Here is a 17,419-nt window from a genome sequence, read left to right on the forward strand (position 1 = left end):
AGTATATGTAGGTTATAGCGGGAGTATGCCATTTTACATGCCCGAAGTGATGATAAAACCGATTCAGAAAAACAAACGCGCTGAATAATAAGATATTTACCACCGATTGCGTAGTAATAAAGAACAACAGCGACGGTCGCGTTTTTTTCAGCATAATAGTCACCACGAAAACCCTGATGTCTGATAATACAAATCAGGCATCGTTGATAAAGCGGTGAAGGATAGCCTAAGCATGATATCGCTAAGCCGCCTGACGCCGATCGTTGAGTAACTTTTTGGGCGAAATAAACGGCACGCGCACCTCGACGCGGGTAAAGCGCTCGGCCTCGCAGACGACGGTGATGCCGAAATGCGTACCGTAGCGGGCCTTGATGCGACGGTCCACCAGGTTCATCCCCAGACCATCTCCGCCGCTGGGCGGTTGATACATGCCGGCGTTGTCTTCCACCGTCAGCTCCAGCGTATTGGCGTGCAGGCGCCCGCTGATATGAATATGACCGACGTCGAACATCTGTGAAATGCCGTGTTTGATGGCGTTTTCCACAATGGGTTGCAGAGAAAAGGCCGGCAGCCGCGCCTCCAACAGCGAGTCCGGCAGCGTGATGTCCACCGTCAGGTGATCGGCGAAACGCGCTTTCTCTATTTCCAGATAAGCGTTCACATGTTCCATTTCGTCGCTGAGCGATACCTCGTCATTGCTGCGCTTCAGGTTTTTACGGAAAAAGGTCGACAGCGACAGCACCAGCTGACGGGCGTGGTCAGGATTGCGGCGTATCACGGCGGATAGGGTATTGAGCGCATTAAACAGAAAGTGCGGGTTAACCTGCGCATGCAGCAGCTTGATTTCCGACTGCGCCAGCAGTTGTTTCTGCCGTTCGAAGCGTCCGGCCAGAATCTGGGCGGAAAGCAAATGGGCAATCCCTTCTCCCAGCGTGCGGTTGATGCTGGAAAACAGCTTGTTCTTGGGTTCGTACAGCTTAATGGTGCCGATGACGCGCTGCTCTTCGCCGCGCAACGGGATCACCAGCGTCGATCCCAGTTTGCAGTTCGGTGAAATGGAGCAGGTGTAAGGCATTTCATTACCGTCGGCGTAGACCACCTGATTCTTCTCGATCGCCCGATGGGTGTGGCGCGAGGTGATGGGGGAATCTACGGTATGGTGGTCGTCGCCCAAGCCGATAAACGCCAGCAATTTTTCACGATCGGTAATGGCGACGGCCCCGACCCCCAGTTCTTCATAGAGGATGCGGGCGACGCGCATGCTGTTATGCTGATTGAAACCCTGTCGCAACGTGCCTTCGGCGCGGGCGGCGATTTTCAGCGCCTTGGCGGAAAAGGCCGAGGTGTACTTCTCAAAAATGGCGCGTCTGTCGAGCAGAATGCGCATGAACATCGCCGAGCCGACGGTATTGGTGATCATCATCGGCAGGGCGATGTCTCTCACCAGCGCTATCGCGTTATCAAACGGCCGGGCGACCAGCAGGATAATGACCATTTGCAGGATTTCCGCCACCAGCGCGGTTAAACCGACCACCAGAGGCCGAAACAGCAGATCGATACGGTTGCGCCGTGTCAGATAGCTGTGCAGCAAGCCGCCCAGCAGACCTTCGGCGATGGTCGACAGCATACAGGCCAGCGCCGTCATGCCCCCCATCGAATAACGATGAAGTCCGCCGGTGAGCCCGACCAGAAAACCGATCGACGGGCCGCCCAGCATACCGCCCAATACGGCGCCGGTGGCGCGGGTATTGGCAATGGAATCATCAATATGCAGGCCGAAATAGGTACCCATGATGCAAAACATGGAAAAAACCAGATAACACACCAGCTTATGGGGTAAGCGGATGGTGACCTGCATCAGCGGTATGAATAAAGGCGTCTTGCTTAACAGATAGGCGATCACCAGATAAACGCACATCTGTTGCAGTAAGGAAAGAATCAAATCGACCTGATTGACCATGGAGAATCACTCTCAGTAATGTTCGCGCCAACGGATTATACCCTTCATTTTTCAAGTTGCAGCGTTCTTGCGCTTCGCTCCGGCGGACGTATTTTTTATTATCTTTATCATTTAGTTGGAATAGTATTTGCTGATTAATGATTTTTAGTATATCTGGCGCCTCTCTGAGACGAATTAATCCTGTGCAATTCATGCTAAATGTCCGCGGACATAACTTATTTGTATAAATATAAACAGAAAAATTAGGCATCGTCTCAGATATTCTCTGGTTATTTGGCTAAGCTAAATAGGTAATCATTGATGAGTGAATTATTTCACTCTGCGAATTATTTTATTATGAGCATTTTTATTGCTTATTATTTTTAATTCATTGTTTTTATTTGATTTTATTCAAAATGCCATCAGGGGGGATATAACCGCATCATAATGGCTTGTTTCTGTAACATATTTATTTAATTCAAATGGTTAATCAGAGGATGAATACCATGCTGGAGTTTTCTGATGCGATTAATTCACTTATTGCCGGGCATTATGCCGATCCCTTTTCGCTATTGGGGATGCATAAAACCTCACAGGGAATCGAGGTGCGCGCATTATTGCCTGATGCCCAGGACGTTTGGGTGGTGGAAACCCGTCGCGGTTGCAAAGTGGCGCAATTGCAACGTTATGATGAACGCGGTTTTTTTTGCGGCGTCTTGCCGCGCAGAAAAAATGCTTTTCACTATCAATTGGCTGTGACCTGGCAGCAGGAAACGTACCTGATTGAAGATCCTTATCGCTTCGGGCCGCTGTTGCAGGATCTGGATATCTGGTTACTGGCGGAAGGGACGCATTTACGCCCTTATGAACGCCTGGGCGCGCATGTGGAAACGCTGGACGGCGTGGCGGGTACGCGCTTTGCCGTCTGGGCGCCGAATGCGCGGCGGGTTTCCGTCGTCGGTCAGTTCAATTTCTGGGACGGCCGCCGCCACCCGATGCGTTTGCGCAAGGAAAACGGTATCTGGGAGCTGTTTCTGCCCGGCGTGGGGCAGGGGGAGTTGTATAAATATGAAATCATCGACCGTCATGGCCATGTCCGTCTGAAAGCCGACCCTTACGCTTTTGAAGCGCAGATGCGCCCGGATACCGCCTCGTTGATTACCGTCTTGCCGGAGAAAGCGCCGATCGATGAAGCGCGTCGCCAGGCCAATGGCTTGCAGGCGCCGATCTCGATTTATGAAGTGCATCTCGGTTCCTGGCGCAGACATGCGGATAACAATTTCTGGCTTAGCTATCAGGAACTGGCGGAACAGCTCATCGCCTATATCAAGGAGATGGGGTTCACGCACATTGAACTGATGCCCATCAACGAACACCCGTTTGACGGCAGTTGGGGCTACCAGCCGCTCGGTCTGTATGCGCCGACGCGCCGCTTCGGCACGCCGCAGGATTTCAGAAAATTTATCGACGCCTTTCATGAGGCGGGCATCAACGTGCTGCTGGACTGGGTGCCGGGGCATTTCCCCGGCGATGAATATGGTCTGGCGCAGTTCGACGGTACGGCGCTGTATGAATACGCCGATCCCCGCGAGGGGTTTCATCAGGACTGGAATACCCTGATCTATAACTATGGCCGCCATGAGGTGCGTAACTATCTGGCGGGCAACGCCCTGTTCTGGATGGAACACTACGGCATCGACGGTCTGCGGGTCGACGCCGTCGCCTCGATGATTTACCGCGATTACAGCCGCCTCGAGGGGCAATGGGTGCCGAATCACTACGGCGGCAGAGAGAATCTTGAGGCGATCGCGTTCCTGCGCTATACCAACCAGACGCTGGGCCACGCCGCGCCGGGCGTCATTACCGTGGCGGAAGAATCGACCGACTATCCGGGCGTGACCCTCCCTCCCGACTGCAACGGATTGGGATTTCATTACAAATGGAACATGGGCTGGATGCATGACACGCTGTCGTATATGCAGCTTGACCCGATTCACCGCAAATATCACCACGATCGGCTGACGTTCGGCCTGCTGTACGCCTACAGCGAAAATTTCGTCCTGCCGCTTTCCCACGATGAAGTCGTCCATGGCAAACGCTCCCTGCTCGACCGGATGCCCGGCGACGCCTGGCAGAAATTCGCCAATCTGCGGGCTTACTACGGCTTTATGTGGGCCTATCCCGGTAAAAAACTGCTGTTTATGGGCTGCGAATTCGCCCAGGGACGTGAATGGAATTACGACGCCAGTCTGGACTGGCATTTGCTGGACGAGCCGGAGGGCTGGCATCGCGGCGTGCAGCGCCTGGTGCGCGACCTCAATCATTGCTATCGCCGGCAGCCGCCGCTGTATCAATTGGATTTCCAGCCGCAGGGGTTTGAGTGGCTGGTGGCGGACGATCGGGAAAACTCGGTGTTTGCCTTTGTGCGGCGCGACGAGCAGGGCAATGAAATTCTGGTGGTCAGTAACTTTACCCCCGTTCCGCGCTACGGCTACCGCATCGGTATTAATCAGCCCGGCCGCTGGCGGGAAATTTTAAATACCGACTCCCATTACTACCACGGCGGCAATCTGGGTAATGAAGGCGCGGTTCACAGCGAAGAGATCGGTAGTCATCAGCGGCCGCAGTCGCTGGCGCTGACCATTCCTCCCCTGGCAACGTTGTATCTGGTGAGAGAGGCATGAATGACGGTATTGCAAACGGGCGGTCCAACCCCTCTGGGAGCGCGCTTTGATGGCGCAGGCGTTAATTTCGCGCTGTTTTCGGCACAGGCGCAGCGGGTGGAGCTCTGCCTGTTCGATGCGCATCAGCAGGAGCGGCGGCTGGAGTTAACCGCGCGCAGCGGCGATATCTGGCACGGCTATCTACCCGGCGCCAAACCGGGTTTGCGCTACGGCTTTCGGGTCGACGGGCCTTTCGACCCGGCGCAAGGCTTACGTTTTAACCCGCATAAGCTGTTGCTTGACCCGTGCGCCCGTCGGTTGGACGGCTGGGTGGCGGACGATGAATGCCTGCAAGGCGGCGTCGACGAGCGCGACGAGCGCGATAGCGCGGCGGTGATGCCCAAGTGCGTGGTCGTCGATGAAGATTACGACTGGCAGGACGATGCTTTTCCGCAGACGCCGTGGAGCCGGAGCGTGATTTATGAAGCCCACGTGCGCGGGCTGACGCAACTGCACCCCGCCATTCCGCCGGCAATCCGCGGCAGCTATGCCGCGCTGGGCCACCCGGCGATTATCGATTATCTGCAAACGCTCGGCGTCACCGCGCTGGAACTGCTGCCGGTCCAGCAGCACGCCGACGAACCGCGGCTACAGCGCATGGGGCTGCGTAATTACTGGGGCTATAACGTGCTGCTGCCGTTCGCGGTGGATAACGGTCTGGCCGCCGGCGAGGATGCGCTGAACGAATTCCGCGATGCGGTTAAAGCGCTGCATCAGGCCGGTATCGAGGTCATTCTCGACGTGGTGTTTAACCACAGCGCCGAGCTGGACGCGGCGGGGCCGACCCTGTCGCTGCGCGGCATCGATAACCGCAGCTACTACTGGCTGGGCGAACGCGGCGAATACCATAACTGGACGGGCTGCGGCAACGTCCTGCGCCTTAACCACCCGGCGCTGGTCGACTGGGTGACGGACTGTCTGGTTTTCTGGCGCGAAACCTGTCGCGTCGACGGTTTCCGTTTCGATTTGGCGACGGTGCTGGGGCGCACGCCGGCATTCAACGCCGCGGCGCCGCTGCTGACGGCGATGAAAAACGACCGTCGGCTTGAGGGCTGCAAACTGATTGCCGAACCCTGGGATCTGGGCGACGGCGGCTATCAACTGGGGGGCTTCCCGCCGCCCTTCGCCGAATGGAGCGACCGCTATCGCGACGACATGCGCCGCTTCTGGCTGCATGGCGATGTTGCGCCCGGCGTTTTCGCCCGTCGTTTCGCCGCCTCCAGCGATATCTTCCAGCATCACGATCGCCTGCCTTACGCCTCGGTGAACAAACTGACCGCTCATGACGGTTTCACCCTGCGCGATCTGGTCAGCTTCAACCATAAACACAATGACGCCAACGGCGAGGATAACCGCGACGGCGCCGACAACAATTTCAGCAATAACCACGGCACGGAGGGGCTGGATGCCGACGAGGAGACGCAACGGCGGCGTCAGAATAGCCAGCGCTCATTGCTGACGACGCTGTTGCTCTCACAGGGGACGCCCATGCTGCTGGCGGGGGATGAACGGGGGAACAGCCAGCAGGGCAACAATAACGCGTATTGCCAGGATAACGAACTGACCTGGCTGCGCTGGGATGACGTCGACGAGGATCTGATCCGCTTTACCGCCGGGTTGATCCGCCTGCGCCGCGCGATACCGGCGCTGCAACAGGAAGGATGGTGGCGGGAAGGCGACGGCGCCGTGCAATGGCTGGATGCAACCGGGCGGCCGCTGACCGCGCAACAGTGGGAGCAGGGCGCTCCCCTGTTACAAATTTTGCTTTCGGAACGTTGGTTATTGCTGATCAACGCCAGCGAACGCCAGGAGGACTTCATTTTGCCGCCAGGGCCGTGGAAAGTCTCGCCTCCGTTCGATGGAAACGCGTACCGCATTAACGATGGGGTATGGCAAGGGCATGCACCGGCAGTCTGTATCCTTACAAAATAAGAAGGAGTGAGCCATGGTGAGTAACGACAAAAACGATCCCCTGATGCTGGCAAGACAATTACCGCTGAAGTCTGTGGCGCTCATTCTGGCGGGAGGCCGGGGAACCCGTTTAAAAGATCTGACGGCTTTGCGCGCCAAGCCCGCCGTTCATTTCGGCGGGATGTTTCGCATTATCGATTTCGCCCTGTCCAACTGCCTCAATTCCGGCATCCGCCGTATCGGGGTGATTACGCAATATCAGTCGCACACGCTGGTGCAGCATATTCAGCGCGGCTGGTCGTTCCTGAACGTGGAAATGAATGAGTTTATCGACCTGCTGCCTGCGCAGCAGCGTAACGCCGCCGCCGAACACTGGTATCGCGGCACCGCCGACGCGGTGTGTCAGAATCTGGATATTATCCGTCGTTACCGGGCGGAATATGTGGTGATTCTGGCGGGCGATCACATCTACAAGATGGATTATTCGCGCATGCTGATCGACCACGTCGAAAAAGGGGCGGAGTGTACCGTCGCCTGTCTGCCGGTGCCGCTGAAAGAGGCCAGCGCGTTCGGCGTCATGAGCGTCGACGCGCAGCATCGCATCCTCGATTTCAGCGAAAAACCGGCGCAGCCGATGCCGATGCCGGATAACCCGGAATTAGCGCTGGCGAGCATGGGAATCTATGTCTTCAATGTCGACTATCTCTATCGCCTGCTGGAAGAAGATCTCAGCGAGACGGAATCCAACCATGATTTCGGTCAGGATCTGATCCCGAAAATCGTCGCCCAACGCGCCGCCTGGGCCCATCCCTTTACCCTCTCCTGCGTCACCTCGGGCGACAGCAATCGCCCTTACTGGCGCGACGTCGGCACGCTGGAGGCTTATTGGCAGGCGAATCTCGATTTAGCGTCCGTGACGCCGGAGCTGGATATGTATGACCGCAGCTGGCCGATTCGCTCGGCGATTGAATCATTACCGCCGGCCAAATTCGTGCAGGACCATTCCGGCAGCCACGGTATGACCATGAACTCGCTGGTTTCGGGCGGTTGTATCGTGTCCGGTTCGGTGGTGACGCATTCGGTGCTGTTTCCCCGCGTGCGGGTCAATTCATTTTGCAGCATTGATTCGACGGTGTTGCTGCCGGACGTCGTCGTCGGCCGCTCCTGCCGTTTACGCCGCTGCGTCATCGATCGCGCCTGTCAGCTCCCGGACGGCACCGTTATCGGCGAAAACGCGGAAGAAGACAGCCGTCGGTTTTATCGCTCGGAAGAAGGGATCGTACTGGTGACGCGAGCGATGCTGGAAGCGGGGTAATCCCCGCCTAACACCCCGTCGTCCCCGCGGCAGTAGGCGGGGATCTGCTTTCGCCGGCGGCTCGGAGTTGCTGAGATTCCCGCCTGCGCGGGAATGACGAGGTAAGGGACGGGAATGACGGGTAACAAGAGATCATGAGATTGGGACAATTACAGGAGTAATGATGCGGGTATTACACGTTTGTTCAGAGTTATTTCCATTGTTGAAGACCGGCGGTTTGGCGGATGTTACCGGGGCATTGCCCGCAGCGCAGATTCAAGCCGGCATGGACGTCCGGGTTGTGCTGCCTGCGTTTCCCGATCTGAAGAAAGGTATTACCAATACGCAAATCGTGAGCGAACGGGATACGTTCGCCGGACAGGTCACTTTGCTGTATGGCTATTTTAACGGCGTCGGTATTTATCTGATCGACGCGCCGGCGCTGTATCAGCGAGCGGGCAGCCCCTACCACAATCCCGCGCAGTATGCGTATGCGGACAACTATTTACGCTTTGCGCTGCTGGGGTGGATGGGCTGCGAGCTGGCCGACGGGCTGGATCCTTACTGGCGGCCGGACGTGGTGCATGCCCATGATTGGCATGCCGGTTTGACGTGCGCCTACCTGGCCGCTCGCGGCAGACCGGCAAAATCGGTATTTACCGTCCATAATTTAGCCTATCAGGGGTTGTTCGACGCCCGACATATGGCCGAGCTGCAATTGCCGCCCGAATTTTTTCAGGTTTACGGGCTGGAGTTTTACGGACAGATTTCGTATCTCAAGGCGGGTCTCTATTACGCCGATCATGTGACCACGGTCAGTCCGACCTACGCGCATGAAATTACGTTGCCGGCATACGGCTATGGCATGGAGGGGTTATTAAAATCCCGTGAAGAGGAAGGGCGTCTGTCCGGCATTCTCAACGGCGTTGACGACGCCATCTGGAATCCGGCGCATGACTCGTTGCTGACCAGCCATTACAACCGGGATGTGCTGTTCAACAAGGCGGAGAATAAACGGCATCTGCAAACGGCAATGGGACTCAAACCGGATGAAAAAGCGCCGGTGTTCGCCATCGTCAGCCGTCTCACCAGCCAGAAAGGGCTGGATATCGCATTGAGCGCGGTGCCTGATTTGCTGGATCAGGGCGGACAACTGGTGGTGTTGGGGGCGGGGGATGCCGCCTTGCAGGAAGGATTTCTGGCCGCCGCGGCAAAGTATCACGGTCAGGTCGGGGTGCAGATCGGCTATCACGAAGCCTTCTCGCACCGCATTATCGGCGGGGCGGACGTCATTATGGTGCCGAGCCGGTTCGAGCCCTGCGGTTTAACGCAGCTTTACGGCCTGAAGTACGGCACGCTGCCGCTGGTGCGCCGCACCGGCGGACTGGCCGACACGGTTGCGGATTGTTCGCTGGAAAATCTGGCGGACGGTCTGGCGAGCGGTTTCGTCTTTAACGATAGCAACGTGGGATCGCTATCCAGGGCGATTCGCCGGGTATTTGTGCTGTGGGCGCGCCCGACGCTCTGGCGTTATGTGCAGCGTCAGGCCATGGCGATGGATTTTAGTTGGCAGGTCGCCGCGCAGGCTTATCGCGCGCTGTATCAACGCTTGTGGTAACCCTACTACTCACTGAGGGATGAATATTATGAACACGCCGTTTACGTATACTTCACCAACGCTCAGTGTGGAAGCGCTGAAACACTCTATCGCTTACAAGCTGATGTTCGCGATAGGCAAAGATCCGGCGATCGCCACCAAGCACGATTGGCTGAACGCCACGCTGCTGGCGGTGCGCGATCGTATGGTCGAGCGCTGGCTGCGTTCCAATCGGGCGCAACTGTCGCAGGATGTCCGTCAGGTTTATTACCTTTCGATGGAGTTTCTGCTGGGGCGCACGTTATCGAACGCATTACTGGCGATGGGACTGTATGAGGATTTGCAAGCCGCGCTGGACGGCATGGGGCTGGAGCTGGAAGATCTGCTTGAGGAAGAGAACGATCCAGGGTTGGGCAACGGCGGTCTGGGGCGGCTGGCGGCCTGTTTTCTGGATTCGCTGGCTACCATGGCGTTGCCGGGGCGCGGTTACGGCATCCGCTACGAGTATGGCATGTTCAAGCAGAACATCGTCAACGGGCAGCAGGCCGAATCGCCGGATTACTGGCTGGAATACGGCAACGCGTGGGAGTTCCCACGACACAGCACGCGCTACAAAGTGCGCTTTGGCGGCCGTATTCAGCAGGAAGGCGCTAAAGTCCGCTGGCTGGAAACCGAAGAGGTTATCGCCTGCGCCTATGATCAGATCATCCCCGGTTTTGATACTGACGCAACCAATACGCTGCGCTTGTGGAGCGCGCAGGCCAGTAATGAAATCAATCTGGGTAAATTCAATCAGGGCGACTATTTCGCCGCGGTGGAAGATAAAAACCATTCGGAAAACGTGTCGCGGGTGCTTTATCCTGACGATTCAACCTATTCAGGGCGCGAACTGCGACTGCGGCAGGAGTATTTCCTGGTTTCCGCCACGGTGCAGGACATCCTCAACCGCCACTGGTTGATGCATAAAACCTACGATAATCTGGCGGAAAAGTTTGCCATCCACCTGAATGATACCCACCCGGTACTGGCGATCCCGGAATTGATGCGGCTGTTGATTGACGAGCACAAGTTCAAATGGCAGGCCGCCTGGGATGTGGTCAGCAAAGTCTTTTCCTATACCAACCATACTCTGATGCAGGAAGCGCTGGAAACCTGGCCGGTGGATATGCTGGGCAAAATTTTGCCGCGCCATCTGCAATTGATTTTCGAAATTAACGAGTATTTTCTGGCGTTCGTGCAAAAAGAGATCCCCGACGACAACGATCTGTTGGCGCGGGTCTCCATCATTGAGGAGACCAACGGACGCAGAGTGCGCATGGCCTGGCTGGCGGTCGTCGCCAGCCATAAGGTCAATGGGGTATCGGAGCTGCATTCAGACCTGATGGTGCAATCGCTGTTCGCCGACTTCGCGCGTTTGTTTCCCAACCGCTTTTGCAACAAGACCAACGGCGTGACGCCGAGGCGCTGGCTGGCGCTGGCGAATCCTTCGCTCGCCAGAGTGCTGGACGATACCATCGGCCAGACCTGGCGTACCGATCTCAGCCAGCTTGACGAGCTAAAGCAGCATATCGACTATCCGGCGTTTGTGCAGCGCATCCGTCAGGCCAAATTAGAGAATAAAAAGCGGCTGGCGATTTATATCGCGGAAAACCTGAATATCGTGGTGAACCCGGAAGCGTTGTTCGACGTGCAGATTAAGCGGATTCACGAATACAAACGTCAGTTGCTCAATGTGCTGCACATCATCACGCTGTATAACCGCATTAAGGACGATCCTTCCCTTGATCGGGTGCCGCGCGTGGCGATTTTTGCCGGCAAGGCCGCATCGGCCTACTATATGGCCAAGCACATTATCAATCTGATCAACGATGTGGCGCAGGTGATCAACAACGATCCGGCGGTGCGCGATCGGCTGAAAGTGGTTTTTATCCCGAACTATAGCGTCAGTCTGGCGCAGATCATCATTCCGGCGGCGGATCTTTCCGAGCAGATCTCGCTGGCGGGGACGGAAGCCTCCGGCACCAGCAATATGAAATTCGCGCTGAATGGCGCGTTGACCATCGGCACCCTGGACGGGGCGAACGTGGAAATGCTGGAGCACATCGGCGAAGAAAACATGTTTATTTTCGGTAATACCGCCGATCAGGTGGAAGCGCTGCGCCAAAACGGTTACAACCCGCGCGAATATTACGATCAGGATGATGAACTGCACCGGGTGCTGACGCAGATCGCCACCGGCGTCTTCAGCCCGGACGACAGCCGGCGCTATAGCGATCTGTTTGATTCACTGGTGAATTTCGGCGACTACTATCAGCTGCTGGCCGACTACCGCAGCTATGTCGATACGCACGATCGGGTGGATGAGTTTTACCGTAACGAGGACGAATGGACGCGCAGCACCGCGTACAATATCGCCAGCATGGGTTATTTCTCCTCCGACCGCACCATCGGCGAATATGCCGAGGAAATCTGGAATATCAAGCCGATACGGTTGTAGCGGTTGATTGGCCGGCAAAGTTTAACACTCCGCCATTCCTGCCCCCTCCCAGCCTCCCCCTTGTCAGGGGGAGACGCTGATTTACCCGCACGCTTCCAGCTCGAATGCTGCGTTAATCCGGTATTTTACCCCGGCGACGACGCCGTTTTCCCCTTCATATACCACCAGAAAGCGGGTGCGCTCGCCGTCGTGATAAGTCAATGCGGCGCAGCCGCCTTTACCCAGCACCAACGTGTTGACGCTGCCCGATGACGTCACCACCGCATTCTCGCCGGTGGCCGTGATTGACGCGTTGTCGCCCGCATTGCTGATGCGGCTTTCACTGCCTGCCGCGCCGAGCTTGCACATATCTCCCACATTGGCGATGCTCGACGATTCGCCTACGCTGCCGATATAGCAGCGCATGCCGCTGTTGGCCGTGTGCGAGCCGCGTCCCGCGCTGCTGATTTTGACGGAGTTTCCGCTGTTGCTGATACGCGTTCGTCCGCCCAGGCTGCCAATGCGGCTGTGTTGACCGGTATTGCTGATCTTCGCGGCAAAACCGGCGCTGACGAGTTGGCAGGCGTGGCCCACGCTGGCAATGCCGCTGTTTTCGCCGGCATTGCCGATAAAATTATAGGGGCCGGATAACGCGATTTTACTGTGCAAACCAATGCAGCCGATATCCAGCGCCGGGTCGCTCGCGGCCAACCGCGTTTCGCCGGGGGAGCCTGACGCGCATTCTCCGGCATGGGGGCGGGGTTTTACCTGAACAACGCGGCTATTGCCGTTCGTCAACTGTTCAACCATCGCCTGTATGGCGCTGAGTTCCTGCGTCATAAAGCGGGGCGAACCGGCGCCGAGCGCATAGCTGTATTCCACCAGACTCTCCAGCCATTCGGTATATCCGTCATGCATCAGCGCATGGTGAATATCCTGATATTCCGCGCCTTGCGGAAAGCGACGCAGGAACCAGCGATAAATTTGCGGACTGACCTGTAGCGCATGTAGCTGCTGTTTGGTGATTTTTTTCATTCTCGCCTGCCGTTGCGTGCCGCTTTAGTGGCGATGGTAACCATCAATCATGCAGCGGAATGTCTGGGTCGGCGTCCGGCCGGTGGTGCATAGATAAATATGCCCGCACAGGAAAAACAGACCGGCGACGGCCAGCGCCAGGTGCAGCGGCAGCAGCCAGGCTTTGATCAGCACAAAATCGGCCGGCAGCCAGAGCGGATTGCTTAACAGTACGCCGGTTATCAGCAATGCGGGCAGCAGCGCGTACATCACGCCGAGGTAAGCGACCTGCTGTAGCGGATTAAACTTGGCGCGCGGCGTGGCCGGGAAGGGGTGATCTTCTCCTCTGATAATGCCGTACAGATAAAAGCGAACCTGTAAAAAAGCGCGTCGTCCCCAGCTATGACGGTCGATCAGATAATGATGTCCGTTGTCGCCGAAGGCATTAATCAGGACAAACGCCAGCCAACTGATTAATAACAGATAGCCGCATACCTCATGCAGGGCGACCAGCATGATGGTGTCTTTCACCGAGCCCACGGCGAAGTGGTTGAGCAGCCCGCTGGCGAGCAGCAGAATAAACAGCGACGCGTTGCTCCAGTGCCAGAGGCGGATGGCCCGTGAATAGAGATACACTTTTTCTTCATGTGACGGCGCGTGAGGTGGCGCGAGCTTGTAACGCAGCAGCCCGTGCAGCGTTAACACGCCCAGCATGCCCGCAAATAACACCCCGGCCAGAATCAGCCATACCGGCCAGAAATCAGGCGTATAGATATAAACATATTGGTAGAGCTGTTCCTGAAACAGCGCTGCGTTCGGCATAATATTCATACATTCACCTTTTCGACGTCATGCGGGCCGGGGCGGCGATAAATATGCGGCTTACCGACATCAGGCAATTGGTATTGATAATATTCATGCGTTTTCAGCCAGGTTTGCACGACGTCGCTGTCCTCGCGCCCAAAAATGAGCGCGCTCTGCGGGCAGGCGCTGACGCAAATGGGCGGAAAGCCTTTTTTCAGCCGGGATTCCAGACAGAAATCGCACTTGTCGGCGACGCGTGTGGTGGGATTAAGGTAACGCACCTGATACGGGCAGGCGGAAATGCAGTAGCTACAGCCGATGCATTTCGCTTTGTCGACCCGTACGATGCCGGTGCCGTCATCCCGGTAAGATGCGCCGGTCGGGCATACGGAGATGCAGGGCGCATCTTCGCACTGTTGGCAGGAATGACGGAAAAAGTGATAAATATTTCCCTGCTCCGGCGGCGTCATCGCAATATGGGCGATGCTCATACGCGCCGCGCCGACCGGGACTTTGTTCACTTTATGGCAGGCCACGGTGCAAATATTGCAGCCGTTACACCGCACTTCGTCGTGGATCATGGCGTAGCGCGCCGGTTTGCTTTTATTGGTTCCGCCGAAGGCGGAGAAGATCGGCGCGCTAAAAAAAATCACCGATCCCATGCCGAGGACAAATTTACGGCGTGAGCATGTCATCTTCCCTGCCTCCCAGAAAATGAATCGTTCAAAATCGGTTTTATTCGCGGTATCAACACTCGCTTTTTCATCGGTTCTCCAATGCGCCGGGCCGCGACTGCACGATGTCGGTCTTTTTCCCGTCGCGCGTTGATGGAAAATGGTTAAGGATTTTCATACTGTTCAACTTCAATCCATTCACATAGCCCCCAGGCCTTGCCGCGGCTCATGAACCGTTCACTGAACAAATAGGGCTCGCCGTTGGAGGCCGTGATGAGACGGATATCCTCAAATTCCTCAGATTGCTCGAAAAAGCGGAGCGCGCCGTCAATCTTTTCCTGATCGAAGGCGTAGGGCGGAAATCGCAGCATTTGCACCTTGTAAGGCCGCGGATAGGTTTGGCACTCGAAGCGGACGGTGTCCGCAATGGTTTTACAGATGTCCTGCTCGTGGGTGAAAACCAGAATCCGCGCATAGTTGTGACTCATGCTTTGATCCGAGTAGTAATACTGCGTTTCATCGTTGCCGATGGCGATAATGTCCGCGCAGCTATCGCTGGCGCCAATCTGTTCAAACAGCAGGCCGACGGTTTCCTCATCCAGTAAGTAAGGGGCCGTCTGAAGGCTCCGTCTGTCAACCAATTCGCCTGCGGCCGAACAGCGGCGGATATAATCCGCGACGGCTAAAAACGGCGCTTTCTGTTCGCTAACGTCGTTTGCCGCGGCATCGTCGTCCTCCGTTGCCGTAGGCCGCGGGGATAACGGCAGCAATAACCGTCTTCTGCTCATATCCGGCGGCGCGTCGTGTCGCTCTTCCGGCTCGGATGCCCCCGATGTGAATGATGTTGTGGTAGTCATGATCAATATCGCTATGCCGGGAGCAAATTACGCGCCGCCAGATCGTCGGCGATGTCTTCCATACCCAGTCTGATCAGCGTTTCCCGGGTCGGACAGCCGAGTTCGGGATCCCAACCCATTGCCGTATAGAACATCGTCAGGGATTTTTGCATATCCGCCCGATCCATCTTGTCGGTGCCTTCGGTAAACACCTGGATATCGGGATCTTTATCGAAAACCCAGTCGCAGATCTGATCGTGCTCGTGACGCATATCTTTGGTGTTCATCAACTTGACGGTGTAAGCGCGATGCAGGGTGAAGATGCGTTCGGCGGCCAAATCCAGACTGGCTTCCGTGGTGGGTTCCCCGGTCACCGCCGCGAAGAACTTGGCTTCCATGCCTAAGTCGCCGCGATAGCCACGGCTTTTGAGCGGTGAGGCGGTCATCGGCCAGACCCAGTTGCACAACGTAATGGCGTCATGCAGGCAGCTTCTGAAGATGGTCCATTGGGCATACTTCACTTTGTATTCGTTGATCGGGGTGTAATTCTTGGTGTCGTCGTAAGCATCGGGAGAACCGAATAATTCGCCGGCAATCTCTTTTTTCAGCGCCAACGGCAGCCCGCTGCCGATGTAGTTAATGTGGGTGTGCGTCATGGCATCGCGGTTAAACATGCAGTTGACGATCGACCCCACCTGCGCGGAGGCTTCATTGGCGTGGTGTACAGGGAAACCCATCGGCGACCAGAGCTTGTTCTTTTTGTCATTCCAGTAGGCGTCGCCCAGACCCCAGCGTTTGGCGATTTCATAAGAACCGTCGGCCAAATGGCTGAGTTCCCCGATACGATGCGCCAGCCGATGGTAAAAGTCCTTGATGAAGGCCGGATCGCCGGCTTCCAGCTGATCCCAACGGATGGCGTTGTATTCTTCGGCGGGCAGGACGCGTTTGAAGACGCCGTGGCTATAGCAGTAGATGAAATCGCGGTGCAACTGACCGTAATTGCACCATAGCCCCATGTCGTCAAAAATATTGAGTCCGACCAGATTGCCCACCACCTTGCCGTCGCCCTTTTCATCAAAATCTTTCGGCCCGTGCGGGAAGATGCTGGTGTGGACAAAGTTCGCCACACAGGTATTGCCGCCGGTGGCCGGTACGCCATATTGACTGGCCTGAGGGACGTGCAACTGCGACATGCAGCGGATGGGGCAGGAGTGGCATCCGCCCATTTTTACCGTGTATTTTTCCGCCGCCGGGCCGAGATCGAAGACGGATTTCATGGTGCGGAAGCCCACGGTATTCTGGTTGCCGGGGGGAATTTCGCCGGTTTCCACCGGGCCGCCTTCCGCGGCTCCCCAGAACAGCCCCTTGCGCGCGGTCCAACGCGATTTCGGATCCGAGTATTCCGCCCAGGCTTGCGGGGTGCTGGGAACGACATGGTTGTTATTCGCGCCGATAAGCTCGGTCATCATGTAGTCGTTCAGGTTTTTCAGTTCTTCCCGATTGGCGACGTTGACGCCCTGGGTGCCGATGACCGAGATGGCTTTAAGATTCTTGGAGCCCAGCACCGCGCCCGTCCCGGCGCCGCCGCTGTGGTTACGGCTGTTCAGAATGCCGGACAACGGCACCAGATTTTCTCCGGCCGGGCCGATAGCGGCAACGCAGGCTTCGACATTGGTGGTGCGACAAATTTCTTCCGTGGTTTCCCGCGTGCCTTTTCCCCACAGGAACGCGGCATTTTCAATACTGACCTTATCGTCCTGAATATTAATCCACACCGGTCTGGGCGATTTCCCCTCGATAATAATGGCGTCGTAGCCGGCGTATTTCATATAGGCAGCGAAAAAACCGCCCATATGCGCATCGACGACTAAATGATCGCGGGTATAGGTAGATAATGAGGTGATATTAACGCGTGAACTACAAGGGGCGCCGGAGCCGGTTAATGGCCCGACGGCAAACACCACCTTATTGGCTTCGTCAAAAGGTTTGGTTCCCGGCGCCACCTCGTCGTACATGATTCTGTAGCCAAATCCCATTCCGCCAATAAATTTTTTATATTCGCTGGAATCTTCTTTGGTGATAGCGCCGGTGCTTAAATTGATTCGTAATATATTGCCAGTCCAACCGTTGATCATAATTTATTTCCTGCAT

11 protein-coding genes are annotated in these 17,419 nt (G+C 56.4%); 5 read left to right on the forward strand and 6 right to left on the reverse strand.

Annotation, left to right across the window (positions count from 1 at the left end):
• Window positions 1-241: 241 nt before the first annotated feature.
• Window positions 242-1,960, reverse strand: coding sequence for a LytS/YhcK type 5TM receptor domain-containing protein (locus ABRZ26_RS19490; protein ID WP_319605781.1), 1,719 nt, complete (start codon window positions 1,958-1,960; stop codon window positions 242-244).
• Between the two features lie 485 nt (window positions 1,961-2,445).
• Here ABRZ26_RS19490 and glgB point away from each other — a divergent pair, with 485 nt between their 5' ends.
• The 5 genes from glgB to glgP all read left to right on the forward strand — a co-directional run bounded on the left by glgB (window position 2,446) and on the right by glgP (window position 11,961).
• A complete protein-coding gene (gene glgB, locus ABRZ26_RS19495; protein WP_319605782.1) occupies window positions 2,446-4,623 on the forward strand; it encodes a 1,4-alpha-glucan branching enzyme in 2,178 nt (725 codons plus the stop codon).
• Window positions 4,624-6,594, forward strand: a complete 1,971-nt coding sequence (gene glgX / locus ABRZ26_RS19500) for a glycogen debranching protein GlgX (protein ID WP_319605783.1) — start codon at window positions 4,624-4,626, stop codon at window positions 6,592-6,594. It abuts the gene before it with no gap.
• Between the two features lie 13 nt (window positions 6,595-6,607).
• A complete protein-coding gene (gene glgC, locus ABRZ26_RS19505) occupies window positions 6,608-7,888 on the forward strand; it encodes a glucose-1-phosphate adenylyltransferase (protein ID WP_319605784.1) in 1,281 nt (426 codons plus the stop codon).
• 163 nt (window positions 7,889-8,051) lie between these two features.
• Window positions 8,052-9,485 carry a glycogen synthase GlgA gene (gene glgA / locus ABRZ26_RS19510; protein WP_319605828.1) on the forward strand — a complete coding sequence of 478 codons (1,434 nt, stop codon included), beginning with the start codon at window positions 8,052-8,054 and terminating at the stop codon, window positions 9,483-9,485.
• Between the two features lie 28 nt (window positions 9,486-9,513).
• Entirely contained in the window at window positions 9,514-11,961 is a 2,448-nt protein-coding gene (glgP, locus tag ABRZ26_RS19515) for a glycogen phosphorylase (protein WP_319605785.1), read from the forward strand.
• 81 nt (window positions 11,962-12,042) lie between these two features.
• On the opposite strand, the gene ydhT is transcribed toward glgP, so the two are convergent.
• The 5 genes from ydhT to ABRZ26_RS19540 form a co-directional block, all read right to left on the reverse strand.
• Complete coding sequence (gene ydhT / locus ABRZ26_RS19520; RefSeq protein WP_319605786.1) at window positions 12,043-12,975, reverse strand: protein YdhT; 933 nt, start codon at window positions 12,973-12,975, stop codon at window positions 12,043-12,045.
• A gap of 24 nt (window positions 12,976-12,999) precedes the next feature.
• Window positions 13,000-13,785, reverse strand: a complete 786-nt coding sequence (gene phsC / locus ABRZ26_RS19525) for a thiosulfate reductase cytochrome B subunit (RefSeq protein WP_319605787.1) — start codon at window positions 13,783-13,785, stop codon at window positions 13,000-13,002.
• Complete coding sequence (locus ABRZ26_RS19530) at window positions 13,782-14,453, reverse strand: 4Fe-4S dicluster domain-containing protein (protein ID WP_319605788.1); 672 nt, start codon at window positions 14,451-14,453, stop codon at window positions 13,782-13,784. Before ABRZ26_RS19530 ends, phsC begins: the two co-directional genes overlap by 4 nt.
• A gap of 143 nt (window positions 14,454-14,596) precedes the next feature.
• Entirely contained in the window at window positions 14,597-15,289 is a 693-nt protein-coding gene (locus ABRZ26_RS19535; protein WP_319605789.1) for a YdhW family putative oxidoreductase system protein, read from the reverse strand.
• 11 nt (window positions 15,290-15,300) lie between these two features.
• The gene (locus tag ABRZ26_RS19540; RefSeq protein WP_319605790.1) at window positions 15,301-17,403 is read right to left on the reverse strand and encodes an aldehyde ferredoxin oxidoreductase; all 2,103 of its coding nucleotides are present in this window, start codon (window positions 17,401-17,403) and stop codon (window positions 15,301-15,303) included.
• Window positions 17,404-17,419 lie beyond the last annotated feature (16 nt).

Origin of the sequence: Brenneria sp. L4-2C (genome assembly GCF_040240335.1) — a bacterium.
Classification (GTDB): domain Bacteria; phylum Pseudomonadota; class Gammaproteobacteria; order Enterobacterales; family Enterobacteriaceae; genus Brenneria.

Excerpts from the sequence above, each read along its gene's own strand:
- ABRZ26_RS19490 (WP_319605781.1), bottom strand. The coding sequence starts at position 1,960 with ATGGTCAATCAGGTCGATTTGATTCTTTCCTTACTGCAACAGATGTGC.
- glgB (WP_319605782.1), top strand. The coding sequence starts at position 2,446 with ATGCTGGAGTTTTCTGATGCGATTAATTCACTTATTGCCGGGCATTAT.
- glgX (WP_319605783.1), top strand. The coding sequence starts at position 4,624 with ATGACGGTATTGCAAACGGGCGGTCCAACCCCTCTGGGAGCGCGCTTT.
- glgC (WP_319605784.1), top strand. The coding sequence starts at position 6,608 with ATGGTGAGTAACGACAAAAACGATCCCCTGATGCTGGCAAGACAATTA.
- glgA (WP_319605828.1), top strand. The coding sequence starts at position 8,052 with ATGCGGGTATTACACGTTTGTTCAGAGTTATTTCCATTGTTGAAGACC.
- glgP (WP_319605785.1), top strand. The coding sequence starts at position 9,514 with ATGAACACGCCGTTTACGTATACTTCACCAACGCTCAGTGTGGAAGCG.
- ydhT (WP_319605786.1), bottom strand. The coding sequence starts at position 12,975 with ATGAAAAAAATCACCAAACAGCAGCTACATGCGCTACAGGTCAGTCCG.
- phsC (WP_319605787.1), bottom strand. The coding sequence starts at position 13,785 with ATGAATATTATGCCGAACGCAGCGCTGTTTCAGGAACAGCTCTACCAA.
- ABRZ26_RS19530 (WP_319605788.1), bottom strand. The coding sequence starts at position 14,453 with ATGACATGCTCACGCCGTAAATTTGTCCTCGGCATGGGATCGGTGATT.
- ABRZ26_RS19535 (WP_319605789.1), bottom strand. The coding sequence starts at position 15,289 with ATGACTACCACAACATCATTCACATCGGGGGCATCCGAGCCGGAAGAG.
- ABRZ26_RS19540 (WP_319605790.1), bottom strand. The coding sequence starts at position 17,403 with ATGATCAACGGTTGGACTGGCAATATATTACGAATCAATTTAAGCACC.